Annotated in this window: 21 protein-coding genes and 1 pseudogene; 13 read left to right on the top strand and 9 right to left on the bottom strand. The window is 70.0% G+C overall.

Features of this window, described 5'->3' with window-relative positions; genetic code table 11:
* Positions 1 to 25: 25 nt before the first annotated feature.
* Genes MZC64_RS09855 through MZC64_RS09845 form a run of 3 tightly spaced genes read left to right on the top strand, consistent with a single transcriptional unit; the run spans position 26 to position 1,549 of the window.
* A complete protein-coding gene (locus MZC64_RS09855; protein ID WP_247763028.1) occupies positions 26 to 709 on the top strand; it encodes a hypothetical protein in 684 nt (227 codons plus the stop codon).
* 10 nt (positions 710 to 719) lie between these two features.
* Positions 720 to 875 carry a hypothetical protein gene (locus MZC64_RS09850; protein WP_247763025.1) on the top strand — a complete coding sequence of 52 codons (156 nt, stop codon included), beginning with the start codon at positions 720 to 722 and terminating at the stop codon, positions 873 to 875.
* Positions 860 to 1,549 (top strand): hypothetical protein, encoded by a 690-nt coding sequence (locus MZC64_RS09845; protein WP_247763016.1) that lies wholly within the window; start codon positions 860 to 862, stop codon positions 1,547 to 1,549. Before MZC64_RS09850 ends, MZC64_RS09845 begins: the two co-directional genes overlap by 16 nt.
* 82 nt (positions 1,550 to 1,631) lie before the next feature.
* Here the strand turns inward: MZC64_RS09845 and MZC64_RS09840 are convergent, their stop codons facing one another.
* Entirely contained in the window at positions 1,632 to 2,513 is an 882-nt protein-coding gene (locus MZC64_RS09840) for a helix-turn-helix domain-containing protein (RefSeq protein WP_247763015.1), read from the bottom strand.
* A 317-nt stretch (positions 2,514 to 2,830) separates the two neighbouring features.
* Between MZC64_RS09840 and MZC64_RS09835 the strand changes: the two genes are divergently transcribed.
* Positions 2,831 to 3,715, top strand: a complete 885-nt coding sequence (locus tag MZC64_RS09835) for a hypothetical protein (RefSeq protein WP_247763013.1) — start codon at positions 2,831 to 2,833, stop codon at positions 3,713 to 3,715.
* Positions 3,716 to 3,816: 101 nt separating this feature from the next.
* The gene (locus MZC64_RS09830) at positions 3,817 to 4,254 is read left to right on the top strand and encodes a hypothetical protein (RefSeq protein ID WP_247763012.1); all 438 of its coding nucleotides are present in this window, start codon (positions 3,817 to 3,819) and stop codon (positions 4,252 to 4,254) included.
* Here the strand turns inward: MZC64_RS09830 and MZC64_RS09825 are convergent.
* From MZC64_RS09825 to MZC64_RS09790, 8 genes are all read right to left on the bottom strand, one after another.
* Positions 4,223 to 5,194, bottom strand: coding sequence for an NlpC/P60 family protein (locus MZC64_RS09825; RefSeq protein WP_247763011.1), 972 nt, complete (start codon positions 5,192 to 5,194; stop codon positions 4,223 to 4,225). The genes MZC64_RS09830 and MZC64_RS09825 overlap by 32 nt on opposite strands.
* A gap of 7 nt (positions 5,195 to 5,201) precedes the next feature.
* Positions 5,202 to 6,272 carry a replication-relaxation family protein gene (locus MZC64_RS09820; protein WP_247763010.1) on the bottom strand — a complete coding sequence of 357 codons (1,071 nt, stop codon included), beginning with the start codon at positions 6,270 to 6,272 and terminating at the stop codon, positions 5,202 to 5,204.
* Between the two features lie 67 nt (positions 6,273 to 6,339).
* Positions 6,340 to 8,988 (bottom strand): helicase HerA domain-containing protein, encoded by a 2,649-nt coding sequence (locus MZC64_RS09815; protein WP_247763008.1) that lies wholly within the window; start codon positions 8,986 to 8,988, stop codon positions 6,340 to 6,342.
* A 55-nt stretch (positions 8,989 to 9,043) separates the two neighbouring features.
* On the bottom strand, positions 9,044 to 10,996 hold the full coding sequence (locus tag MZC64_RS09810; protein ID WP_247763006.1) for a VirB4 family type IV secretion system protein: 1,953 nt from the start codon (positions 10,994 to 10,996) through the stop codon (positions 9,044 to 9,046).
* Complete coding sequence (locus MZC64_RS09805) at positions 10,996 to 12,231, bottom strand: PrgI family protein (protein WP_374205688.1); 1,236 nt, start codon at positions 12,229 to 12,231, stop codon at positions 10,996 to 10,998. Before MZC64_RS09805 ends, MZC64_RS09810 begins: the two co-directional genes overlap by 1 nt.
* Positions 12,232 to 12,263: 32 nt before the next feature.
* Positions 12,264 to 14,330, bottom strand: coding sequence for a hypothetical protein (locus MZC64_RS09800; protein ID WP_247763003.1), 2,067 nt, complete (start codon positions 14,328 to 14,330; stop codon positions 12,264 to 12,266).
* 198 nt (positions 14,331 to 14,528) lie between these two features.
* Positions 14,529 to 14,894, bottom strand: a complete 366-nt coding sequence (locus MZC64_RS09795) for a pilin (protein ID WP_247763377.1) — start codon at positions 14,892 to 14,894, stop codon at positions 14,529 to 14,531.
* Positions 14,895 to 15,049: 155 nt separating this feature from the next.
* Positions 15,050 to 16,105, bottom strand: a complete 1,056-nt coding sequence (locus tag MZC64_RS09790) for a hypothetical protein (RefSeq protein ID WP_247763001.1) — start codon at positions 16,103 to 16,105, stop codon at positions 15,050 to 15,052.
* Between the two features lie 549 nt (positions 16,106 to 16,654).
* Here MZC64_RS09790 and MZC64_RS09785 point away from each other — a divergent pair.
* From MZC64_RS09785 to MZC64_RS09750, 8 genes and pseudogenes are all read left to right on the top strand, one after another.
* Positions 16,655 to 17,731 (top strand): hypothetical protein, encoded by a 1,077-nt coding sequence (locus tag MZC64_RS09785; protein WP_247762998.1) that lies wholly within the window; start codon positions 16,655 to 16,657, stop codon positions 17,729 to 17,731.
* A complete protein-coding gene (locus MZC64_RS09780) occupies positions 17,728 to 18,924 on the top strand; it encodes a TRM11 family methyltransferase (RefSeq protein WP_247762996.1) in 1,197 nt (398 codons plus the stop codon). Before MZC64_RS09785 ends, MZC64_RS09780 begins: the two co-directional genes overlap by 4 nt.
* Positions 18,921 to 20,375 (top strand): DNA cytosine methyltransferase, encoded by a 1,455-nt coding sequence (locus MZC64_RS09775; protein ID WP_247762993.1) that lies wholly within the window; start codon positions 18,921 to 18,923, stop codon positions 20,373 to 20,375. Before MZC64_RS09780 ends, MZC64_RS09775 begins: the two co-directional genes overlap by 4 nt.
* Positions 20,372 to 21,292: a hypothetical protein gene (locus MZC64_RS09770; RefSeq protein ID WP_247762991.1), complete on the top strand. Its 921-nt coding sequence runs from the start codon at positions 20,372 to 20,374 to the stop codon at positions 21,290 to 21,292. Before MZC64_RS09775 ends, MZC64_RS09770 begins: the two co-directional genes overlap by 4 nt.
* Positions 21,289 to 21,837, top strand: coding sequence for a VUT family protein (locus MZC64_RS09765; RefSeq protein WP_247762990.1), 549 nt, complete (start codon positions 21,289 to 21,291; stop codon positions 21,835 to 21,837). The genes MZC64_RS09770 and MZC64_RS09765 overlap by 4 nt, the downstream gene beginning before the upstream one ends.
* Positions 21,834 to 22,709 (top strand): hypothetical protein, encoded by an 876-nt coding sequence (locus MZC64_RS09760; protein WP_247762988.1) that lies wholly within the window; start codon positions 21,834 to 21,836, stop codon positions 22,707 to 22,709. Before MZC64_RS09765 ends, MZC64_RS09760 begins: the two co-directional genes overlap by 4 nt.
* A 27-nt stretch (positions 22,710 to 22,736) precedes the next feature.
* Positions 22,737 to 23,477, top strand: coding sequence for a recombinase family protein (locus MZC64_RS09755; protein WP_247762987.1), 741 nt, complete (start codon positions 22,737 to 22,739; stop codon positions 23,475 to 23,477).
* Positions 23,478 to 24,301: 824 nt separating this feature from the next.
* Positions 24,302 to 25,396 (top strand): annotated as a pseudogene (locus tag MZC64_RS09750) (recombinase family protein); the annotation flags it as partial.
* Positions 25,397 to 25,591 lie beyond the last annotated feature (195 nt).

Below are 25,591 nucleotides of genomic sequence, written 5' to 3'. Positions count from 1 at the left end.
GCGCTACCGCCCGGAGGTAACCAGCATGCCCCGTGACCACGCCGACTTCTACGTCGGAACCGGACCGAACGCCCGCTGGCTGGGCTCACTGGCCGACGTGGGCGGCCCGGCCGAGCTGGCTCGTCTCGGCGCGGCGGGCGACGCCGAGACGACCGCCGTGCTCTCCGCCACCGATCGGAACGGCTTCGCGATGGCCGTCGCCGCACTGCTCGTGCGCCAGCGGGCCGCCGAGGTCGGGTTCGTCGCCGTACCTGGCCCGGACGGGAAGGCGGATTGGCCGTGGCTGGCCACCACCAGCAGCGGCTGGTACGCCTACGCCCTCGCCGACGGGCAGGCGCTTGTGTCCGCCCACGGCGGTCCGTGGTTCCGGCCCGACCCGCGCCGCCCCGACGGCGGTGCCGGGGTCGCCACCGGTCCGGACGCTGCGCTGCCCGTGTTCGGTGACACCACGCCGAAGACCGCGACTTTCACTTACACCGGCTTCCGGGGCCTGCCGATCCCGATCAGAGCCACCTTGCCGCCGGCCTACCTCGCGCACCGCGGCGAGGTCGCCCTCGCCGTGGCCGGCGCCGCGGAGTACGTTGCTGGGCCGGCGTTGGCCTCTGGCCGACCTCGCCGCGTCAGCCGTCCGCGAGGTCATGCACGGCCTGCTGCGGCCCGGCCCGGCTCGTGGCCTGCACGTGCTGCCTGCCGATGCGACGTTCGCTAACGGGCGTGTAGTGACCGCGCTGCGGTTCGTGCTCGACGCCGACCGCTACGCCGAGGGCAATAACCCTGACCACGCCCGTGAGCTGCTGGAGTCGGCCGCCGACGTCGCCGCGCAGGCCGTCACCGCCCACCGCACCCATCAACCGCACCCGTGGCCACCGCGCTGACCACGCCGAACGACAAGGTTCCGATCATGGGCTTCACCGGTTCGCTCATCCTCGCCCGCACTCAGGTCTCGCTGATCGACATGCTGGCCCCGCACGAGGCGGAGCTCGTCAGCCGCCGCGACGACCACTGGCAGCTCGCCGCTGTCATGGGGGAATCCCCGGACATACCCGGCTGGGCCGCCGAGCTGGTCGAGGCCACGGCCGCGCCCGTGCTGATCGCGGTCGTCGGCGACAGCGACACCGCTCTGCTGCTGGCCGACAGCCCCGACGGGCATCGGTGGATCACGGTGCTCAACGCCCCGCCCGACAGCGCGGGCCGGGCGGCGGTCGCCGACTCCAGGGCGATGACCGCGATCGCCGAGGCTGCCGTCTCGTGGGCAGCTGAAGCCGGGCACGCCGTCGCGACCGATGCCGTCCTGACGGCGTTGTGTGAGGCCGACCGCGACAACCGCGCCGCCGACCAAGCGTTCAGCGATGCCCTGGACGCAGGCGATTTCGCGGCAACGCACGAGGTTGTGCGCAACCAGATCTCGTTCATCGAGGTCTACGTGCTGCGGGTGCTGGTCGCGCTCGGGGTTGCCGTGTCGGTCCAGGACACCGGTTCGTGGTGGGCGCATCTCGCCGACCAGGCACACGCGCCGACCCCGTTGCCCGGAGATCTGCCGACCGAATAGCGGGCGGACGCGAATGTGGTTGTGTCCCAACGGGAATTCCGTTGGGACACAACCACATTCGCCATCTCGTTCGGGCGTTAAATTAGTTCGTCGGCGCGGGAGCCGCTTCCTGCTCTGCCGGGGCGAGCGCGAACCGCCTCGGCTTGTCCTGCGTCTTCGCCGCCACGCCGCTCTCGACCAGCTTGTCCAGCGCGTTGCTCACCGCGCCTGAGGATTTCCCGCCCAACGCGTTCGCGATCGCGGTGGGACCGAACTGCTCGCCGGGGTGATCGCGCAGGTAGTCCTCGACCATCCCGCGCAACCCACCGGGTGCCAACCGTGCCTTCTTCTCGTCCGTCGCGTCCGCGCCATTCTCCGTCGTCGTGTCGCCGTCGGTCGTCGCGCCGTCCGCGCCGTTGGCGGCGGTGGGGTCGTTCACCTCGGCGACAACAGGCTCGGCATCCACGGGGGCGGCGTCGTCGGAGTCGGCCGGGTCCTGCGCGCCATCGGCTGCGGTGTCCGTCTGCTCGACGGGGTCTTCCTCCGTGACTGCGGAGTCGTCGGCGTCGGTTGCGTCCGAGGCGACCGTTTCGGCCTGCGTGGTGTCGGTCGCGTCAGCGTCCTCCGCCGCAGCGGTGTCCACCGGGGTCAGGTCGGTCTGGGTGGTGTCGACTTCGGTGATCGCCCACAGGTCGGCGGCGCGCCGCCCGCCCTCGGCGATCCCGGCGGTGCGGGTGACGCTGCCGTCGGCGGCCCATTTCGCGAGGATCTTCTGCGCGGTCGATTTCCCGATCTTCGCTGCTGCGGACAGGTCGGCGGCGGTGCTGTTCGGGGCGGCGTGCAACGCCTCCCACAGCTTGTCTTCGGTGTCCGTGCGGACCTTCGCGGCGACGGTCTGCTCGGGAACCGGCCGCAACGTCGGAGCGGATCCGGTCGCGCTGGCGGTGGTGGTGCGGGTTTTGCGGGTGCGGGTCTTGCTGGACATGACATCCCTCGATTCGCGTTCATGATCGGTGGCGGGTGGTCATGCCCCGGCCGGAGCGGGTGTGGCCCCCGGTGCGCTGCCGGTGTGTTCGGGCTACACGACTATGGACGCTTCCTTCGGCCCATGAAGTCAAGCGGGTTCGGCAAACAAGACGTCTGTCTCGTGTAGACGGTGGCGCGGACCTGGGAATCGTTGCGCCACACGGGTCCACTTCGGCCCCATTGCGCACATGTCCGTTGACAACCACGCGGTCACGAAGCGTCCATACACGTCGGCCACCCGGCCGCTAACCCGGAAACCGAAGGGGCGCATAGACAATGATGACCGACCGCGACATCCACGAACCACCCGAACTGGCCGCCGACGCGGCCGTGGACGCACCGCGAACCGATCCCCAGCCCGATGACACCACCGCGACCGCCAGGGCGTCACAGCCGCACGACGAGGCGACGATGCGGGCGTGGGAGGGGCTGCCGCCGGACACGATGATCCTCGCCCCGGCGTTCGCGCCGCCGCCGATGCGATGCCCCGACGACGTGTGGGCGATGCTCGTGACGGCGGTCGACATCATCGGCGACGCCGACCCCGACCGCGCGGGCGAGGTGGCATTGTTCGCGGGCAACTGGATAGCCGAGCAGCCCCCGGCCGACAGCTTGTACGACGGCGACCTCGTCGTGCGCCTGACCCACCCGGCCGATCCCACGTACCCGCTGCCCCGTGACCACGCCACCGATGTCGAGATGCTGCTGGCATACCAGGGACGCTGGCAGCGGGTCGGCCAGTGGCACGGGCTCGACGACGGCTGGCCGAATCTCGTCGCGCCCACCGCCGCCGCCGTGATGGGGCTGCACGGCGACGCCACCGAGGCCGCCATCTGGTCGGAGACTCCGCCGCCGTCGACCTCGCCGCCGCTGATCAAGTGGGCGCGCGGCGGCATCGCCGAACTGCTGGACGCCGGACTGGTCACGGCGGGCGAGGAACTGGTCTGGAACCGCCGCAACCTCGGAGTCCGGCACACCGCGCGCATCCGGGTCGACGGCACCCTCATCCTCGCCGACGGCCGTGTCTTCGCCAACCCGTGTGGTGCCACCACCGCACTGGGTGGCAACCACCAGAACGGCTGGAACGCATTTCGGCGGGCATCCGACGGCCGCACGTTGGGCGACCTTCGCGCGGAACTCCGCGCACGGCGCGGTAAGTAACCCGCCCCCTTCTAACCCGATGCCGGTCCGCGCCGGATCCGCCGTGTGATGGTCGATTCGTCTGCCACACAGCGGATCCGGCTGACCGTAGGAGTATCACCATGACACGCTCCGAGTCCACAGTGGATTGCCTAGTGCTGTGGGGCGCACGTGCCGGGGTCGGCCTCGGCTACACCGTGGAGGCCGCCGCCGTGCGGCTGGCCGAAGACATCGCCGAGTTGCGCGACGACGGCGGCATCCCGACGCACGTGAGCACCGTGATTACCGTGCTGCCGCAGCAGCGGGTGCTGGAGATCCGGGTCGAGGGCCTATCGGTCGAGGCCGACCCGGATCGCACCACCATCCGCGAGGTGACCCACACGCTCTTCGAACTGGCCAGCTACCACAACATTGTTGCACTCGACGCCACCACGCCGCCGCTGTTCACCCAACGCATCCTGCTCGTCGACAGCGACGGCCGACCGTTCTCTGCTATGGTCGGCTCCGGTTTCGGCGACGTAGACTCCGTTACGCCACAACAGAACCGGCGGGACGCGTAGCACCTGCGTAGTCATCTCCCTTGTACCGGTAGGGTTGCACCTTCACAACCTGGCCGAAGTCCGGCGCGTCCACCATGGAACCTCCACCAATGTAGAGACCTACGTGGTGAATGTTGTTTGGTGTGCCGTAGAAAACGAGGTCACCCGGCAACAGTGGCTGCCCGGCCGGAACGTGGGGACCAGCATTGAACTGGGTCTGAGCGGTGCGCGGCAGGGTCACTCCGGCGGCGGCATAGGCCGCCTTGGTCAACCCCGAACAGTCGAAACCCGCGTGCCCGCCATCAGGCCCATTACCGCCCCAGACATACGGAAGTCCTCTCTGCCCGCAGGCGTAGTTGATCGCCGCCACCGCGACCGCGTTGGTGGCCTGGATGGCGTTGCAGTCGCCCGTGCCGACCGTCGCGGCGGCGTCGGCGTACTGCTTGGCTTGGTCGAGGACCTGTTTGACGTACCAGTCGGCGTGGTTGTAGGCGAAGATCGCCGCCCGCAGATCACCCCGCCGCACTCCGTCGTCGCAGAGCATGAAGGCGGCGGCGTAGATGGCGTCGTGTGGGTTGTAACGCGAGGGTGGGCTGGCACCGCCTGGAGGGATCTGGTGGCGGGCAAGCACTCCGTCGAAGGTGGCGGACTTGAACTGCATCGGCCCGCCTGCCCCATAGCCGTTTTCGCCGCTGTGGACGCCGGGCAGGGGTGAGCGACCGTGATCACTTTCGATTTTGCCGATGGCGGCGAGGATCGACCAGTCCAGCCCTGGGCACTCCCCGGCCGCCGCGCGGTACAGCGCGAGGTAGTCGGCGGGGATGTCGGCCAGCGCGGTCGCGCTGGGCTGGCTGTTTCCACTACCGAACAGGGCCGAGATCGCGGCTGACACTCCGTTCCCGATCAACGTCGGGATGAAGAGAATCACGCCGATCACGATGGCGCCGACTTTCAGGATCATCGGGTACTCACCGCCTGCCTGTGCTCGGTCCGCGTGAGATGGGGGCCGGCGGCATCGGCGCGGGCGCCGGGGCCATCAGCGCCAGCGTCGAGTCCGGCCCGAGAGCCGACTCGCTGCCCGCCTCGGTGCTGGGTGGCGCGACGTGCGGCCAGGCGTCGAGCAACCGGTGCAACTCGCGCCGGGCGCTCCCCGCGCTGCCCGTGGTGGTGTCCAGGGGTAGCCAGACCTCGTCGGCGGGGCTGGGGTGCGCGGCTTCGGGGTTGAGCAGCTCGGCCGCGGCGGTGGCAACCGGGACCGAGCGCGGATCGTCGAGTTCGCGCCAGGCCCGCGCCAGCAGCCGGCGGGCAGTGGCCTCGCGCCGCGAGGTCGGCAACCACACCAGCAGCGGCGTGGTGATCCCGGTGGCCTCGGCGAGCGCGGCGTAGCCGGCCAGTTTCCCGGCGAGCTTGGCCAGGACCTCGGTGCCGAAGTCGTACTCGAGGAAGAACTCGATCTCCCCACCGGCGCTGGCCCATCGGCCGTAGGCATCGGGCTTGATGAGGTCCCCGAAGTGCCGAGCGCAGCGGGCTTCCGACCACCACGCTCCAAGCGCGCTGTGCTCGTCGGTGTCGCTGTGGCGAGCGCGGTCAACCAATGCGGTGAACCACTCGGCGACACCGACGGTGTGCGCGAGCCGCAGCGAATGGGCTACCCCGAAGGCGCGATCGTGGCGGTAGCCGAGTTCCTTGACGTCCAAGCCGTCCTCGGCGGCCAGCACCGCGGCCCCGGCGGGCGCGAGGACGTAGTGCATCGGCGCGGTGCCGACGGTGATGAACGGCTGGAACCGGTCCACCACGCCCCACTGGAACAATTCCCGCAGCCGCATCCGGCCCGAGCGGAACGACGGGAACGCGAGCGCGGTGATCTGGTGGGCGGTGAGTACGCGGTGCTCGTGCAGCATCCGGATGATCCACCGATCGCGCGGCGTCAGCCGCCACGCCAGCACCGCCTGGTGATCGGTGTTGTTCGCGGCGCGAGGGGTGGGCCGGGTCGCCTTGTGGCCTCGAAGAGTGCGCTGCCTGGTGGGGTTGGTGATCATGACGCGAACCTCCGGGTTGTTGAGCGGAAAGGACTTCCGTCCGTCTTTGTGGTGTGGCCGAGTCGGGTCAGGACTGCTGGCGGCGTGGGTCGGCGCTGCGCGCCCGGACGCCGGACTGGCCTCGGCGTTCGCCGCTGGTCGGCCGCGTCTGCCCCGGGGTCCCGGCGGGCCGCTGCGGAGGCCGGGTTGGTGCCTGCGAACCGGACGCGGACGCGGTGGCACCGGGAACTCGGCTGCGCAAGGCACGGCGGGCGATGCTGCGGATTTCTCGTGCGCGGCCGGGAATCGCGCGAGGAAGCGGCTGGGTGCGCATGGTGAACGGCTGTGCCTCTTCCCCGTTGAGCACGAGCCGTACGGCGGCGTGGTAGACGCCGAGGTGCGCCAGATCGTGGTCGGACAGTCGGGGTGCGGTGTGGCGGGACAGCTCGCGGGAGTCCTCTGGGGAGGCGTTGAAGAAGATCTTGCTGCGAGCGTTGGTGGACATGCCTTCCCGCAACTCGCGGGGCAGCTGGCCAAGATGCTGGTGCGCCAACGTCATCGCGACGCGGAAGCCCCGTGCCTCGGCCAGCATGTCCTCGATCGGATACGGCAGATTGAGGAAGTTGTGACACTCGTCGATCACCATCGACGCGTCCCGGCGTTGGCGTTGCGGTGTGCGGGCGCGGGCGGTGGTGGCCTGCCAGGTGCGGGCGACCACCAGCGACCCCACCAGCCGGGTGGTCTCCTCGCCGAGCGAGCCTTTCGGGATGCGCACCAGGCAGATCCCGCCGTCGAGCACCTCCGCCATGTCTACTGTGGAATGTCCGCCCGCGATGGCGTCGCGGACGAACGGGCGCAGCAGGAAGGCTCGCAGCTTGTTCATCAAGGGCGAGATGACCTGGCTGCGGGAGGAGTCGGTGAGTTCCTCGTACCAGGACCAGAACCCGCGCAGCACGGGGTCGGTGATCCCGGCGGTGACTCGTGATCGGAAGGCGGGATCGGCCAGCAGCTTGGGCAGATCGGCGAGGGTGGCGACGCCTTCCTGGGTGCGCAGGGTCAGGCAGGCGGCGCGCATCACGTCGTCGGTGCGCGGCCCCCAGAACGCGCTGTAGACCCGCCGGAACACCGAGACGAGGTTGTCGACGGTCAGGTCGGTTTCTCCGCCGTCCAACGGGTTCAGGCACGGTGGCCGGGACTTTGAGTCGGCGTCGAAGATCACGACACGATCGGCCACCGAGCGGGGCAGGCGGGAGAGCATGTCGGTGACGAGGTCGCCCTTGGGGTCGATCAGCACGATCCCGCGCCCGGCCTCGGCGTCGGCGAGGATCATGTTCCCCAGCAAGGTGGATTTACCGGAGCCGGTCGCGCCGATGACGTGCAAGTGGTGCCGCGCGTCCGGGACCCGTAGCGCCACGGGGCGTTCGTGTCCGGTGTCGGTGACTCCGATCGGCTTGGCCTCGGGGCCGGGCGTGGCGATGCCGGGTGGCGGCGAGATGGCGCGGGCGCCGGCACGCTGCACGCCGGGGATCGCCTCGTCGGTCGGCAAGTGCGCCAGCGCCGCCAGTTCGGCCACGGACAGCAAGTCGCCCTTGCCGAGGCGCCGGTCGGCCAGCACGGGGCCGGGGTGGCGGACGCGGTGGCGGGTGTAGTGGTTGTGCTCGGTGTAGGAGGCGAAGCTCGCGGCCAGCGCGTGTGCCCGTCCGCGGGCGACGTCCCGCGCCTGGCGGACCTCGTTCTCGGCGGCGTCGGCGGGCAGGAGGGTGGCGACGGCGTAGCGGATGACCGTCTCGTACTGCGAGCCGCGCTGTTTGGCGACAATGGCGCGGTTCTGCGCCGCGTACTCGAGCGAGGTCTGCGGATCGCTGTGCAGTGTCCCGGACTTCGCCGCGCGCCGGGCCGGTCCGGACTTCACGCCGGGAGTGACCAGGTCGAGCAGGCGGCCGACGACGCGGGTGGAGCCGCCGGTGTGCACCCGCCGCGCGGAGCGCCGGGCTTGGGCGACCCGGCGGCCAGTCACCGGGCGGGCGAGGATCTGCACGCAGGCGTACTCGTCGCGCCCGAGCCCGACCGGGGCGCCGATCAGGGCGCGGAGCGGGTCGGCGTCGAAGTCGGTGCGGATCGGCAGCGCCTCAGAGCGGGCGAGACGGAGTTCGCCGCCGACGACCAGCCGCCGCTGCCCGTCACCGGGCGGTGGTAGGGGCGGGTCGGCGGTGCCGACCCGCGTGTGGGAGCCGGGCCAGGCGGCCTCGATGGCGCGTTCGACCAGGCCGGGTGGGATCACGCCGGGCACCCACAGTCGGATGCCGACACCCGCCTCGGAGAACGTGTACTCGCAGGCCACATGGGGCTGGCCGGTGAACCACCGGCGCCAGGCCGGGCGCAGCAGCCCGACGAGGTTGGACCACAAGGCCGCACCGCCCGCGGGATCGACGGTGGGTGGGGCGAGGACGGTGACCTGGCGGGCGTCGGCGACCAGCCTCGCGTGGCAGCGCCGCGCCCACCGGCGCCGGCCGATCACGAAGCCCGCGATGCCGACGGCGAGCACCGGGCCGACAAACGGCCCCCAGGTGATCGCCCAGTCCCGCAAATGACCCAGCAGCGTGAGCAGCGCACCGCCGGGGTCGCGCAGGTAGTCCCCGAGCCACCCATTCGTCAGGCCCGTCCGCACGATTCCGTGAGCAGCCAGCGCATGGGACAGCTCGGGGTGGTTGAGGGCAGCCGGTATCCAGGAAAGCATTACGGGTCCTTCCAAGAAAGTAAGAAATGCTCAATCGGAAAAGGGACGGTCGGTGTCAGGCGGCGTCGAGTTCGATGTCGTCATCAGCACCGAAAGAACCGAACTCATCGCCCTCAGTCGCGTACGCGTGCTCGCTGGCAAAGCCCAGGTCCACGAAGGACTGTTCCTCGGCGTCGGAGTCACCGGGGTCGACGTCCGCGGCGTATCCGGCGAGTTCGGCCGGATTACTCGTGACGAGGTAGTGCTCGGTGGGCGAGGCAATACTTTGGAACGCGACGCGCTGGGTGCCCGCTGACAGCAATCCCTGACCTCGGTCCGCCGACAGCAGGAATTGCCGTTCTCCGGCCGACAGGTCGAAGGTCTGGGTGATCTCGTCGATGGCCTGCGACGCCTGCCGCAGCAACACTTGGGTCGCTGCGTTGGCCACCACGGCTTTGCCGAGATCGTTCCCGAGCACATCGGCGGTGTCTTGGGTCGCGACCGTCAAGCCAGCCCAGTGTTTCCGGGAGGCTTTGGCCATGCGGAACAGGAACTCCGCGCCCGACTTCTCTTTCATCAGCAGCCACGCCTCGTCCACGACCACCAGGCGCGGGCGGCGGATCGCGGGATTGGACACCCGCCGCCACACCGCGTCCAGGGTGAGCAGCGTGCCGATGGCTTTCAGCTCGTCGGGCAGGTCCCGCAGGCTGAACACCACCAGGTGGCCTTCGGGATTGGTGGTGGTCGGGCCGTCGAACAGCTGCTTGAACGCGCCCTCGACGAACGGGTGCAACCGTGCGGCGAGCTCGGCGGCGGCCCGGTCGCCGGTCTGGCCCGCGGTGGCCAGCTGGTCGCGCAAGGTCCGCAAGGTCGGTGAGGGCCGTGTCCACGTGCGGGCGTCGGCGGTGATCCCCACCGATTGGTACGTCGCGGCGATACCCCGATCCAGCGCGGCCCGCTCGGCGGCTTCCAACTCATTGCCGACGAGCACCGCGATGACGGTGTGCAGGAACAGCGACCGCCGCACCAGGGCGTCTTTCGGTGCGGTCCGGCGGCCGTCGGAGCGGGTGTGGATGGGCAGGTCGAACGGGTTGAGCCGGACGTCGCGGGCACCGAGATGGACGTAGGTGCCGCCCACGGCGGCGGCCAGGCGGGCGTACTCGTCCTCCGGGTCGACGACCGCGATCTCGATTCCCCGGTACAGGCTGCGCAAGAGTTCGAGCTTGACCAAGTAGGACTTTCCCGCGCCGCTGCGGCCGAGGATCACGCTGTTGTGGTTGTGCATCCCCTCACCGAAACGGTCCCAGTGCACCAGCCCCTGTGATCCGACGTTGTAGCCGTAGAGCACACCGGACGGCGCGGCCACCGAGGTCGGGTCGGCCGCGGGCAGGTCAGGCGAGGTGAACGGGAACGCCGCCGAGAGCGCCGAGGTGTCGAAGGTGCGGCGCATCCCGATCAAATCGAGGCCCATCGGCAGGGTCGACACCCAGCCCTGCAGTGACCGGTAGGTGGTGTGCTTGGCGTCCAGCAGCAGGCTCGCCGCCAGCGAGCGCAGCGCCGCTACCTCGTCAGCCAGCGCCCGCTCGGACGGGGCGTGGATGGTGAGGTACAACCCGACGCGGAACAGCTTGCCTTCGCCGCGCGCCACGCGGGAGGACAGGTCATAGGCGTCTTCGGTGGCGGCTTCGACCTGCGGGTCGTAGAGGCGGCCGTGCTCGGCGGTGTGCCGCCGGCCGCTCTCGAGTTTGGCGAGCTGCTTCTTCAACCTGGCGGCGGCGGTGGCCGGGTCGATCGGCTCGACATGCAGCGCGACGTCGAGGCGGCCGGGGTAGGTCAACAAGGGCGCGAGCCAGCCGGGGTGCACCTCACGCGGGAACCCCGTCACAGCGAAGCTGGACACCCACTCGTTGCCGACCTCGAGATGCCGGGCGCCGACGGACAGGGCGTCCGGCGTGAACGCGGCTGCCCGGTGGTGCGCGGCGGGCCGAGTGCTGGGACGGCGCTGGCCGCGCCGCGTTCGGGTGGTCATCACAACCGCCCCCTCTCCGGGTAGTCGTCGTCTTCGTCCTCGTAGTCCCAGTCGTCGACCTCGCCGTCGTCCGGGCCGTAGTCGTCCTGGTCGACCGCGGCACGGCCGTCGCCCTGCCAGAACGCGCGGTCCTCGGCGAGGTCGCCGTCGTCCAGGTCGGTGCCGGCGGCGGTGGTGATGACCTCGTCGGCACCGGCCAGGGCCGCCGAGGGCGGCAGCAGGGTGTCGGGGTTGCAGGCCGAGGCGAGCACGGCAGTGGCCTGCCCGGCGTCCAGCGGGGTGACCACGATCCCGGCGGGCGCGAGCAGCTCGATCGCCTCACTGAGGCGGCGCACCAGCCGTGACTCCGCCGCCCGGCGCGCCCCGGCGCTCGCCTGGGTGGTCTCGGCATTCGCGCGACGCTTGCCGCGGGTCAGCGAGGACAACACCGCCAGCGGGCCGGGACCGCCGAGCCCATCGGTCGGCCCAGCGGCGCCCATCGGCTCGCGCAGGATCAACAGCACCTGGCGGCGCAGCAGGTCGGTCTGCTCGCCGAGCTGCACCAGGTAGTCAGCGTGCTCGATAGCGGCTGCTTCCAGCGCCGGGTGCGGCAACCCGCCCGCGCGCGCCCGCAGCTCGGCGATCTGGCCGGACAGGTCGAGTCGTTCGGTGCGGACCAGCACCTGCACGGGCGCGGTCAGGCTGTGCAGGTAGCGGCCGAACGACGCGACCAGGGACTCCTGCTCGGACGGTGTCCGCAGCGCGAAGTTCACCGTGGAAGCGACCGCGACGACGGCCAGGCCGTCGGTGCCCAGGTCGACCACGCCGGTGTCGGTGACCGCCTCGGCGGGCAGCCGCAACGCCGACGGCGAGATCTGCTCAGGCACCGGCGTCTTGCCCTTCGCCTTGGCCGACTTGCCCTTGCCGGTGCCCGCGGTCCGGCTCGCGCTCGTGGCGGCGGTCTGGCTGGTGAGCCATTCCGGCGCGGGGCGAACGCCTTCGGGGGCGGCGACGCGGTGGCGCGGTCCCATGCGTTGCCGGATCGCGGCGACCAGCAGCCGGTCCATCGAGATCCCGTCGCGTTGGCCGAGCGCGATGACGGCCGCGCTCACCCCGACCGGGATGGCCAGTGCGAGGAACACCGGGAGCGGCACGACCGCGCGAGTGGTGGTCCACCCGGCGTAGAGCACCAGGCCGGTTACCGCGAGGATCGCGAGTTGGCGGGCGGTCAACGGTCCGATCACTTTGTCGGCCATGTCGACGTCGGCGGGAATGCGAACAGGCGAAGTCACGACTTACCTCCGGGCTTGGGTGGTGGCGGCGAGGGACGCCGCGCTGGTTTCGGCAGGTCCAGCGGGAGCCGGAGCTGCTGCCCGGCGGGCGAGGCCGGTCGCGGCGGTGGCGTCGCCGGTGGCGGGCTCGACGGGCGCGGTGTGCGGCGCACGCCCTCCAGCGGGAGCGGGTACTGCCCGCTCCGGCCGGCCCGGTTGCCCTTGTACGGGTCGAAGGGCAGTTCCATCTGAGTGCCGCGCGTTCGAGCCGGGGGTGCGGCCGGGGGCGGCGGGCTCGACGGGCGCGGTGTGCGGCGCACGCCCTCCAGTGGCAGCGGGTACTGCCCGGAGCGCGTTGGCCGATTGCCCTTGTAGGGGTCGAACGGCAGCTCCATCTGCTGCCCGCCCCGGCGCCGACCGCCCGGCTGGTTGGGTGATGCCGGAGGCGGCGTCGGCTTGACGCGCTCGGCGTCCAGCGGCAGCCGGTACTGGCCGTCGCGTCCGAGGACCGGCTTGTTCTCCGGCCAGTCGTCGCCGAGTGGCAGCGCCAGCTGGCGGCCCTGCCCGGCCTTCGGTTTCGGCGTGGGAGCGGGCCTGGGTTTGGCGGCCGGGCGGCTGCGGCGAACACCGGCCAGCGGCAGCACGTACTGGCCGTCAGCGGTGGTGCGGGCGTGGGCGTAGGGGTCCGTCGGTCCGCGACCGCCGCCGCCGTTTCCACCGCGACCGCCACCGCCGCCGGACGGGCGTGGTTTGCGGTTACCGCCGCCTCGGCCACCGAGCAGGCCGAAGGTCTTGTAGGCGATGAAGCCGCGCACGATCGAGCCGAGGATCGAACGACCGCCGCTGCCCTTGACCGACGACAACACCCAGAACGGGATCTTGAACAGGATGTACATCAGCGCGAGCGCGACGAGCAGGTTGACCAACCCGCTGACGGTCGGGCCGAACAAGGTGAACCCGCCGGGCGCGAGGAACACCTTCATCGCGGTGATCAACGTCAGCGACTGCACGACCTGGATGGCCAGGCAGCCACCGAACGCTTTCCACCACCAGCGGGCGATGCCCTCGGTCTGCGGGAGCGCGTGGAACATCAGCGCGATCGGTGCCCCGGCGATCAGGATCACCGTCAGCGCGACCCGCACGACGTAGGTGACGAGCAGGACGATCAGCATCCCGGCGAGGAAGATGCCGATGAAGATGATGAAGATCCCGCCGTTGAGCGACCCGAGGACGAGGTTCTTCAATGTCTCGCCGGCCGAGCTGGCGTCCAAGCCGCCGCCCATGACCGCTTGGGCCAGTCCGTTGGCGATCTGGATGCCCTTGGTCGCCACCCACAGCGACAGGGCTCCGGCGAGGAACCCGACCACGATCCGGGGCGCGATCTCCTTGATCGAGTGCCGGGTCTGCAGGGTCTGGTAGCCCATCACCAGGATCCCGGCGATGAGGATCAACATCCCGTAGCAGGCGAGCAGGATCTGCCAGGAGTTGGTCCACAGCTCCCCGATCCGCGGCAGCGAGTCGGGCGTCGGTGTGGTCAGCAGCGTCTTGGACAGCAAGTCCAGCAGCGGGTTCAACGCGGCGGTGACGATGCCCCGGAAGAAGGCGTTAATCGCGTTGGTGATGCAGCCGCCGATGTCGGTGATCCCGCAGTCGGCCTCGCCGTCATCGCCGTTGCCGGGCTGACCGGTGCCGGGATTGGTGGGCGGCGCCGAGGTCGGCGGTTGCGGGATGCAGCCCTCCCCCGTGCACGGGGGAGGAGCCGGTGCCGTGGTGGACGGGTGCGTGCACTCGTACTGCAGCGAACCGGGGAAGCACGTCACCGGCGTGCTCGGCCCGGTCGGGATCGGCAGCGGGACGCCGGTGAGCGGCGGCGTGGTCGTGGGCGCGGGCGCGGGAAGGTGGCAGACCGGCAACGGCGAGTCGGGTGTGCACGGGTCGACGGTCGGCAGCGGCAGCGGTGGTGTGGGCGCGGGCTGTGCGGCGGCCGGACCACCGGGCGTTGCGGCGGCGCTGACGGCGAGGGTGCCGCCGAGCAGGACGACCAGGCTCAGCGCCAGCATCACCAGCGCTCGGCTTCGCGTCATGCGCAGCCGCCGAACCCATCGTCCGGGCCGGGTGCGCCGGCCACCGGCACGCCGCGTGCTCGCGGCCGGAGGTGCGAGCAGTTCCCGGTTGGCGCCGGTGGCCTCCGCGCGAGCCTGGGTGGGCTCGTCGGGGCGCAGGCTGTGGACGGTCGGGGTGGCTGATGTCCGACGACGGGTGGGCCTGGTCGTGGACATGGCTCAGGCCCCCACGATGCCCTGGAGCACGGTGACGACCAGGGGTGCGAGGGCGGCCAGGCCGTAGCCGATCGCGGCGGCCTTGAAGCACTCCTTGGCCTTCTCCTGCTCGCCTGGATCGCCGCCGCCCATGACTCGGCGGACTCCGCCGATGGACAGGAAGACGGTCGCCAAACCGGCGAGCACGCCCATCACCCAGTTGCGGATGTTGGTCAGAACCTGATCAACAGATCCGGCCAGAGCGACCACGACGGTGTCCGCGTGCGCGGCCGAGGCGGGCACGAACAGCGCGACCACAAGCACGCCGATCAGCACGACGAGCTTGCGCCGGAGGGTGTTTCGGCGGCGGCCCGCTGACAAGGAAGAGATCCGAGGTGTGGCTGCGGTGCCAGTGGAAGGGAGCGAGGTACACGAGCTGGTCCGCCGGGCTCGGCGAGCCGCCCCGCGAGGCAGGGTGACGGGTCCGCGGCAAGGCCGACGGTCGCGCGAGCGGCGGTCGGGCCGACGGCGGATGGGCGAATGGGTCAGGCGCATCGCGGCACCTCCGGAGTCGTGCTCGACAGCCGCCGGGGTGTTCCGGCGAGGCGGTCGAGCGAGGTGGTGTGCGCGGGAGCGGCTGGGGTCCTCCCGCAGCCCTCGACTCCGGATTCGGGGGCCTTTTTCCAGGCGCGTGACCGAACCGTGACCAACGACTTTCCGCCGATCTTGGTTACCGTTCGTGACTTTCGGGTCGGCCGGTGCGGCGTGCGGATGATCTTGTTCGCGGCATCGGTGATGGCTGTCGCGTTCACCGCGCGGATCTCCACGTCGCGCTCACGACGGTCAGCGGGGTCGTCGTGCGGGGCCTGGTCGGTGAGCCAGGCGAGCAGGCGTGCTTCGGCTTGGCTGCGGACCCAGTGCAGGGCGGTGACCTTGACGCCGCGGTCGGCCGCAGCGGCGGTGAGCGTCGTGTCCTCGAGGCGGGTGGAGCCGATCAGTTCGGCCTCGTCGCCGGTGATCGCTCCGTCGGCGACGGCGCGGGCGAGGACGAAGTCCGGGTGCCCCCACGGCGGGGTGGGTTCGCTGGAGTGGAAGTCCTCGTCCGTCGGCATCGGGCGGTCGAGCGCGTCGCGGATGAACAGGTGTCCCGCGCGCAACCCGGCGCAGCGCAGCCGCCACATGACCCACGGCCTGGCGAGGTCGATGGTGGCCAGCTCGGCCAGGAAGCCGGTCAGGATCGCGGCGTGGATGTCGCGGTGGTCGTCGGCGTACGGGGCGGACAACTCGGCGGCGATGGCGAACAGCGCGGGCAGCGCGACACCGACACATGCCACGGTCCAGGTGCCGCCCTCGTCGCGGGAGCGGGTGACCAGGTGGACCCAGATCGGGTCCACGGTCGACATCGGAAGGGTGGCGTCGAGCAGCAGGTCGCGCAGTTCGTCGAGGGGCACTCGCCGGCGGGGCAGGCCGGGGAAGCGCCAGCCCTCAATGGAGACCGGACTCGGGCCGGTGACCAACCACTCGAAGGCCGTCCGTGCGGAATCCAGCGGCAGCGAGTCATGCTCGAAAGGCGTGCGACGGAATGTGCGATTCGGGGCCATGTCGGCTCCTTTGCATGGTCCGAGAAACAGTGACCAGGCAAGGAAGCCAAATCAGGTCCACCAAAACGCCACGAAACCGCCACCAAATGGCCTCCAAAGCGCCACCGATGATCTTGACTGCCCACTCTTAGTCGCCACCAAGATCATCTACAGCCTCGGCGCGCACATGTCGCGAAGGCGGATCAAGATCATTTGTTGATCGCCGGTAATAGGCTATGAGCTGCTGTAACGATGTTTTGGTGGCGTTTTGGTGGCGATCCGGTAATAGCCCGAAGGGCAAGGGGTGGGCCGCAGCGCAAGTCCTGACCGCTCTCACGCCTCAACGTCGCAGGAAAAACCATGGAGCCGCTCGACCGGCGGCCCGACACAAGCCCTACGCGGGCGCACGCACGCGAGCCTTCTACGCATTCTTTGCTTCCAAATGACAGCAAACAATGACGATAAAGATTAGGTAACAGCCCTGGAAAAGTGGGTCGTTTTTCGGAGTTGGGGGGTGTCACAGGGCGCCGCGTATCGCGGCGCGCAACCCCAAGGTTCTGCGAGGATTCCATGACCCAGTCCGACCACTCCGCGAGCCGCGGACCGAAGCGGCGCGGTGACACCACCCGCCCGGCGAGCACCCGCTCCGGCGTCCGCCGCGGCGGGGATCGCCGCCCCTATCCGACCGCGTCGACCACCACCAGGGTCAGTCCCGCCAAGCCCGGTTCCGCGAGCACTCGCTCTCGGTCGCGCGGGTCCACGGCGACGCCCACGCCGGCGACGGTCTGGACGGCCGGTCCGGCTCCGATCGAGCTCGACACGGCCTGGCCGGAACCGATCGTCAGCAAGATCGTCGACTCGTTCAGCGAGCCCGGCGGGCGAGTCGCCCTGCTGCCCTGGCCGGCCTCCGGCGGCCGTGTGCCGCTCGTACCGGTCGGTGCGGATGGGGTGATCGACCATGCCCCGGCAACCGAGCCGGACCACGCGCTGGCCGACGCGCTCGCCGCCGTCGAGGGGCTTAACCGGACCGGCCGCGCAGTGCGCGTCGCGGTGGACCCGACCGCCACCGGTCCGGGTGCGCGACCGTTCTGGGCCGACCTTGTCGGCGACTCCGATCGCTCGGTCGTTACTGCCTTCCCGTCGGCGCGGTCGGGCGTCGGCGACGGGGTTCTCGACGGTGCCGAGGACGCGCCGGCGGACACCGACCTGATCATCACGAGTCTGCGCCCCGAGCACGGTGGCGACCAGTCCAGCGACCTCGTGGCGTTGGTCGCGGCGCGACTGCTGCGGGTTGGGGGCATCCTCGTCGTGCTCACCCACTGTGACTGGCCCGCCGGTGAGCTGATCGACCCGACCGGTGCGGTCGTGGCCTCGGCGCAGAACGCCGACCTGCTCTACCTCCAGCACATCGTGGCCCTACACGCGCCGGTACGCGGCGGACGGTTCGCCGTCGAGTCCCTCGCCGCACTCGACAGCGCGGCGGCCGAGAACGAGGCGCGCGCTCGAGACCGCGCGGCCGTGCGCGGACTGCCCGTACCGCATCGGCGCATCCACTCCGACGTCCTCGTCTTCGCCCAGCCGCACGACTACGAGCCGCCTCGCCTGAGCCCGGCCGACGCGGCACTGGAGAACGGAATCATCCGATGACCAGCGCCCAGGTGCCCAACCCCGCCCAGCCCGGAGACCACCGCCAGGAAGGCACGACCGTGGCCGACGACCGCTTCCCGCGCGCCCTGTCCGACACCGACACCAACCCTGTCCCGGCCGGTGCAGAAAGCCCAGTGGACGGGCCGACCCAGCGCGTCCCGCGCGCGCTTATCGACGACCTCGACGGCACCACAGGTACGCCGCCCGAGCGGGTCACCGACGACTCGGCCGAAGACGTGGCGGCGTCAGTGTGGACGACCGCACAGACCTCCCCGGCCGCCCAGCGCAAGGGCCGCTACACGCCAGAGTCGACCGCACACCCCGCGAAGATGCTCCCGGCCGTGGCCGCGCACGCGATCGCCCACTACACCGAGCCGGGCGACCTGGTGCTCGACCCGATGTGCGGGATCGGCACCACCCTCGTCGAAGCCCTGCACGCCGGGCGCCGCGCGGTCGGCATCGAGTACGAGCCGCACTGGGTCGACGTCGCCCGCTCCAACCTCGCGCTCGCCCACGACGCCAGGGTGAAGCACGAGGGCCGCGTGTTCCACGGCGACGCCCGCCAGATCGCGTCACTGCTCCCGCCGGAGTACGCCGGGCAGGCCGCGCTCGTAGTCACCTCTCCGCCCTACGGGCCGTCCACACACGGGCAGGTGTCGGTCGCGCCGGGCGCGGGGGTGCAGAAGTACCACCACCTCTACGGCAACACCCTCGACCGCGGGAACCTCGCCAACATCGGGCACCACCGGCTACTGGCCGGGTTCACCCGCATCCTCGCCGGACTCACCACCTACCTGCGTCCGGGCGGGCACATCGCCATCACCATCCGACCCTGGCGAGAGCACGCCGAGCTGATCGACCTGCCCTCGCAGATCCTGGCCTGCGGCCTGCACGCCGGCCTGATCCCGGTCGAGCGGTCCGTCGCGCTGCTGGCGCGCGCCGCAGAGCACGACCTCGTCGCGCGCGGCAGCTTCTTCCAGCGCGACTTCATCCGCAAACAGCGCGAAGCCGGGCTGCCGCTGCACCTCATCAGCCATGAGGATGTGCTGATTTTCCGCACGGCCCTGCGCCGCTCTGCGGGTTCAGGAACCTCGACGGACCGCCAGGATTCACGACGGTTCCTCACCGGCCGAGCGCGACACACCGAGAACCCGAGCGGCGAGTCGGGTGTGTCGGAGAGCTGGGCGGCATGACCACCCGGCCACCCCGCACCCGAGTCCGGTCGGGGCGCGACTCCGCCCTCGTCGCCGTCACCACGACGGCGGCGGGGGCGGTGCGGGCGGCCACCGCTCAGACGTCGCGGGACGCCGACGGTCCGGGGCCGATTGTCGGCTCGGTTTGTACCGGCTACGGCGGACTGGACCTCGGGGTGCTCGCCGCGCTCGGCGGGGGCCGCCTCGCCTGGTGCGCCGACCCCGACCCGCACATCTCCGCGATCCTCGCCGCCCGGTTGCCGGGCATCCCCAATCTCGGCGACGTCCGTGCCATCGACTGGACAAACGTCGAGCCGGTCGACGTGCTCACGGCCGGGTTCCCGTGTCAGGACATCTCCGCCGCCGGGCGGCGCGTGGGTATCGAGAAGGGCCACCGCAGTGGACTGTGGACAGACATCGTGGCGGGCGTTCGCGTACTACGACCCGCGCTGCTCGTCGTGGAGAACGTCGCCGCGCTTCGCTGGAAGGGCGGAGGTCTCCACCGTGTACTCGGCGACTTGGCCGAAGCGGGGTATGACGCGCTCTGGCGTAGCGTCCGCGCCGCCGACGTCGGCGCGGCACACCGACGCGAGCGAGTGTTCCTGCTCGCCTGGCCCCGCCCCGTTGCCGCCCCGGATGCTGCCGACCCCGCAGGCGCGCGACGGCGACAACCGAGGTCCGGCGGACCCGGTGCGGCGTCGGGCTGGTGGGCATCAAGTGAATCTGCACGACGCGGTGGACGCGGTGATGAAGCTGCTGCCCACGCCGACCGCCTCGGACTCGAAGAACTGCACTCGCAGGACGCAGGGTGGTGGGCCGTCGTTGCCCGACGAGGCGCGGCTGCTGCCGACGCCGAGGGCGTCGGACACGGGCACGGCGGGGCGTCGGGCGGGCGTCGGGTTTCGGCCGCCGTTGTCGCAGCAGGTGCTTCCGTTGGTGGACCCCGAGGCGTTCCTGCCGACGCCGCGGGCGACCGACGGGACGAAGGGCTGTCCGGCGCAGCGGGGGTCGAAGGGCGACCTGATGCTGCCGTCGGCGGTAATGCGCCTGCTCGTCCCGGAAGCGGACGGCGGCATCTCGTAGCCGTCGCCGACCCGGATCTCGCCTCGTCGCCAGCGGCGCACCGCGAGGTGGACTGGGGCGACTACGCGCCGGCCGTGCAGCGGTGGGAACAGGTGCTCGGGCGACCGGCACCGTTCCCCACGCAACCAGGCGTCCATGGGCGTCCGGTGTTGGCCCCGGCCTTCGTCGAGTGGCTCCAAGGCTTGGAGCCGGGCTGGGTCACGGGTCTCCCGCTGCCGCGCACCGCGCAACTTCGTGCGTTGGGCAACGGCGTCGTCCCGCAGCAGGCCACGCATGCCGTCGGGTTGCTGCTCGCCGACCTCGCCGCGCTCCTCGGCGCCGGTTCCACCGAGCCCTCCGGATACGCGGAGGAGGCGAACGCGGCATGACCAATCCAGCCTCCGCCCAAGATGCGGGTCCGGTCCTGCGATGCCTCTCGCTCGGTGCCGGAGTCCAGAGCAGCGCGGTGCTGCTGCTGGCCTGCGAGGGTGTGATTCCGCGCTTCGATGTCGCCCTGTTCGCCGACACCGGCTGGGAACCGAAGGCGGTGTACGCGAACCTCGCCCGGCTGCGCGCGCACGCGGAGAAGTTCGGCATTCCGGTGCGCACGGTGTCGGCGGGCAACATCCGCGACGACGCGCTCGACCCGGCTCACCGGTTCGTGTCGATGCCGCTGCACGTGCTCAATCCCGACGGCAGTCGAGGCTTGGCGCGCAGGCAATGTACTAGCGAGTACAAGATTTCCCCTCTGAAGAAGGCGGCGCGCGAACTGCTCGGCTATCCGCATCCCCGGCGGGTTCCGCGCGGGGTGTACATCGAGCAGGCCATCGGCATCAGCACCGACGAGTTCACCCGCGCGAAGGACTCGGGCGTGCGCTACCTGCGCAACGTCTTCCCGCTGATCGACCTCGGCTGGGACCGCACACGGTGCGCCGACTATCTCGCCGACCGCGGGTTCGGGGAGACCGTGAAGTCGGCCTGCGTCGGGTGCCCGTTCCACGGCAACGCGGGCTGGCGCTGGCTGCGCGACAACGACCCCGACAGCTGGGCCGAGGCGGTCGAGTTCGACAAGGCCATCCGCGACGGCTACCCGCACGCCACGACTCAAGGCCAAGAGTTGCGCGGGCAGTACTTCCTGCACCGGTCCTGTCGGCCGCTCGACGAAGTCGACCTCGACCCGCCCGTTCCCGGCAAGCGGCAGCTGCGGCTGATCTCCACCAAAGCGGTGGAGGAGGACGACCCGGACGGCTGCTCGCCGTGGTCGTGCCGATCCGGCGCCCCGGTCACCGCGGAGCGTGCGGCATGACCAGGCTCCCGCGCTCGTGCGCGGAGGCAGGGCACGGACTCCCCTGGTCGGGCCTGGCGGTGTCGGCCGCCTACGTCGGCTCGGTGGTGATGGCGAACTGGGCCTCCACGCACTGGACGGCTCTGCTCGTCGGCTCGCTGATCGTGCCCGCCGGCACGCTATGGGCCGGGGTGACGCTGACGCTGCGCGACCTGCTGCACGAGGCCCTGGGCACATCGGGCGTCCTTGCCGCGATCGTGGTGGGGGCGTGGCTGTCCTGGTCGTTGGCCTCACCCCAGATCGCCGTCGCGAGCGTCGTCGCATTCGCCGTGTCCGAGTGCGTCGACTCGGTCATCTACGGCCGGATTCGGAGCCGGTCACGGCTGGGCGCGGTCGCTGGCTCGAACGTCGTCGGATTGGTGAGCGACAGCGTGCTGTTCGTGCCGCTGGCGTTCGGATCCTTCGCCGCGGTGCCCGGTCAGATCCTCGGCAAGACGGTCGCGACCGTGCTCACCGTCGCGGCGTTGCTGCTCGCGAAGATCGCTCGGCGGGCGGTGTCGCGATGAGGTTCTTCCTTGGCACCCACCAGCCGTCCTGGCTCGCCCGCGATCTCGGTGTCCCCCTGCTGGTCTCCCACCGCAGGTTGGCCGACCGACGCAGCCTGCCGCGCGCGACCGGGCCGTGGGCCTGCGACTCAGGAGGCTTCACGGAGCTCTCGATGCACGGCCGGTGGCGCATCGACGAACGCGGCTACGTCGCGGCGCTCCGCCGCTACGCGACCGAGATCAGCAATCTCGCATGGGCCGCACCAATGGACCACATGACGGAGAGCCATGTCCTGGCACGCACCGGTGCGACGGTGCGCGTCCACCAGAACCGCACCGTCGCGAACTACCTGCGGCTGCGTGATCTCGCGCCCGAGCTGCCGATCATCCCAGTGCTGCAAGGCCAGTCCATCGCGGACTACAACCGGTGCGCCGATTTCTACGAACGACACGGCGTCGATCTCGCCGCGCTGCCGCTTGTCGGAGTGGGCAGTGTGTGCCGTCGCCAGCACACCGCGGAAGTCGAGCAGATCATGCGGTCGCTGTCGGCTCGCGGGTACCGCTTGCACGCTTTCGGGGCGAAGGTGCTCGGGCTGGGGCGCTATGCCGACGCGATCTCCAGCAGTGACTCGGCATCGTGGAGTTTCCGGGGCAGGTATGTGCCCGGCTGCACGCCCAGTCACCGCAGCGAATCCAACTGCCTGCGCTTCGCGCTGGCTTGGCACACCCGGCTTCTGACCTCCTTGCGCGCCGAAGAACCCGGCCAGCAGCCCGACCGCAGGCCGACTTCCGCGCGCGGCCAGAGAACCGGACGCACCCGCCCTGGCTCGCCACGTCCGCGCCAGACCAGACGCCGAACAGCCGCTCGTGCGCAGACCTCGCTCACGACGTAGGCCCTTTCACGGAATTGGAGAACCGCCATGCCTTCGAACAACACCGCGCAGGATGGGTCCGACGACCGTATTCCGCGTTGGGCTGCGACCGCCGGCCGCCAGACCTTCGGGCAGCGCCTCACGGCGATGGGCGCCCGGCTGTTCGGGTCCGCGACGGGCTCGGACACACGCGAGGCCACGCCGTCGTGGAACGTCCGGCACCACGTCTTGCGCGACTACCACGCCGCCAACCTCGCTGCGGCTCGCACCGTGGCTGAGGAATTGGTGCGCGCCGGCTTCAACACCGGAGAGGTGCCCTACGGGTATCGCGCCCGGCGGGTCCGGGTCACTCCGACCGGCCGACGACCGCGCTGGCGCACCCGGCTGTTGATCGAACCGGTCGAAGCATCCACGGTGCGAATGATTTTCGTATGGAGGGGCGAGGATCACTTGTCCACCATAGAGATCCGTCGCCGACTCGCCGCGTCCCGCTACCCCGCGCCGTTGGACTCCGAGACTGGTGAGCCCGGCGTGTGGACAGTGGCGATTGTGCGGGCGATCCTGCGCAACCCGAAGTACCTCGGCCGCCAGGTCTGGGGACGCACCCATCACGGAAAGCCGACTCCGCGAGCGGACTGGGTCTGGTCGGAGGTGTGGGTGCACCCACCGCTGGTGACTGCCGAGGAGTTCGCCGCCGCTGACCGGCGCTCGTGGGGTGTCCCAGCCTCTGCTGGGGCCACCGATGACTCGGCGAGTGCGTTACCGCCCAACCAACGGCGGACCGCGTGATGGCCACGAACCACTACCCGGACGGGTTGACGATCGAAGCCATCACCGCACTGCAGCGGGAAGTCAACGATGAACTCCGACGGGAAGGCTATCCCGTTCAGCCTGTGCAGCAGGCGTTCATGGCGGCCCGGCCAGCCCCGGCCCACCCTCAACGGTCCAGCGGGCACCGAGGGCGATCGGCCGACGACGCGGCCTCCAGTCCCGGTTCTGGTGACCTATGACTCCGCAGAGAAAGAGAAGGCAGAGAAAACGCCGTCCCGCCAATTCTGCACGTGTTGCGATCCGAGGCATTCGCCACGATCCACCTGATATTCGCAAGCTCGCAAAAGTCATCGTGAGTCTCGCAACAACAGCAAGGCAAGACGAAGACGCGCCCGCAAACGACTCGTTCGATACGCGAGAATCAAACGTCACACTAGAAGAGCAACAAATCGACCGTTCGGAAGCGGCGTAAAGAATCGCGGCCCATCGAGGTAATATTTGAATTGAACAAAAGGAGATGCCAGCTTTCGAGCGGCAGCCATTTGCGGCGATCTCCCATTCCGTACTAGACGAGAAGAGCGTGGAATGATGGGCGCGAACGCAGAACCTTCCGACAACTCGTGCAAAGGTGTTTTCTCCGCGACGCAATCGGCGGCCTCGACCACAGCGGAGCCGAAGCTTCGAGTCGTCACCTACCGGCGTATGGCATCAGACGCCCCAGCCACGGCTGCATCCCTAGACGCGCAGCGTGCGTCGTGCCAACGCCTCATCGAACAGCTCGGCCTGCACCTCGTTGACGTGTTCATCGAGCCCGAGCACCCGGTGACCGAGACGAGCGCGCGATGACCAGCGCCTACGACGATCTCGTCGACGAACTGCTCGGGGATGACGCTCTCCCTGCCGTCCTATCGACGGTCGCCGAAGCGGTAGAGCCGGGAAGCCGGGCAGTGATCTATCTGCGGGTGTCATCGGCTGGCCAGGTCAAGAACGACTACGACCCCGAAGGTATCTCGATTCCCGCCCAGCGCGTCAAGTGCCAGCGCAAGGCCGAGCAACTCGGCTTGACGATCATTGACGAATACGTCGAGCCGGGTCGCACAGCGACCGAGATGTCGAAGCGAGTCGAGTTCCAGCGAATGCTCACGCGAGTACGCAACGCGGGCGACGTCGACTACATCATCGTCTACAAGCTGTCCCGGATGGCGCGGAACCGGCTCGACGACGCCATCGTCATGGCCGATCTTCGCAAGCGCGGGGTCACGCTCGTGTCGGCCACCGAATCGATCGACGACTCGCCCGTCGGTCAGCTCATGCACGGCATCCTGGCCACCTTCAACGAGTACCAGTCTCGGGAGTCCGGCGCGGACATCGCGTACAAGATGAAGCAGAAAGCCAAGAATGGCGGCACCATCGGCCGCGCCCCGCTGGGTTACCTCAACGTCCGAGACCGGTTCGACGGCCGCGAGATCCGCACCATCGCCGTCGACCCGGAACGTGCACCCTTCGTCCAGCTTGCTTTCGAGCTCTACGTCACCGGTGACTACTCGTTGGAAGACTTGTCCGACGAGCTCTACGATCGCGGCCTCCGAACCCGGCCCACCGGTCGCCATCCCGCCAAGCAGGTATCGATCAACAAGCTCTCCATGATGCTGCGAGACCGCTATTACCTCGGATACGTAGAGGTCGACGGCGAGGAGGTCCAAGGCCGGCACGAGCCACTCATCGATGAGGACCTGTTCGATCGCGTCCAGGATCTCCTCGAATCCCGCTCCACGGCAGGAGAACGCCGCCGCGAGCACCCCCACTTCCTCAAGGGCTCGTTGTTCTGCGGACGCTGCAAGCGAGCGGGCATCACCCAGCGGCTGATCGTCCAGCACACTGTCAACTCCCGAGGCAGCGAATACACCTACTTCTTCTGCCGCAACAAGCAGAACGGCAGCTGCGAAGCACCGCACATCAACGTCGCCCTCATCGAAGACGCCGTGGAAAACCACTACGCCACGATCCGCTTCAGCGCCAAGTTCGTCGCCACCGTCCGCGCCGAGGTCGCCCGCGCCCTCGACGAACAGGAAGCCTCCGAGCGACTGCTCCACAAACAACTCACCACCGAGTTGCAGGCGCTGGACACCCGC

It is taken from the genome of Crossiella sp. S99.2, from assembly GCF_023094165.1.
Lineage (GTDB): Bacteria > Actinomycetota > Actinomycetes > Mycobacteriales > Pseudonocardiaceae > Crossiella.
This window is presented reverse-complemented; position numbering and strand designations above follow the sequence as displayed.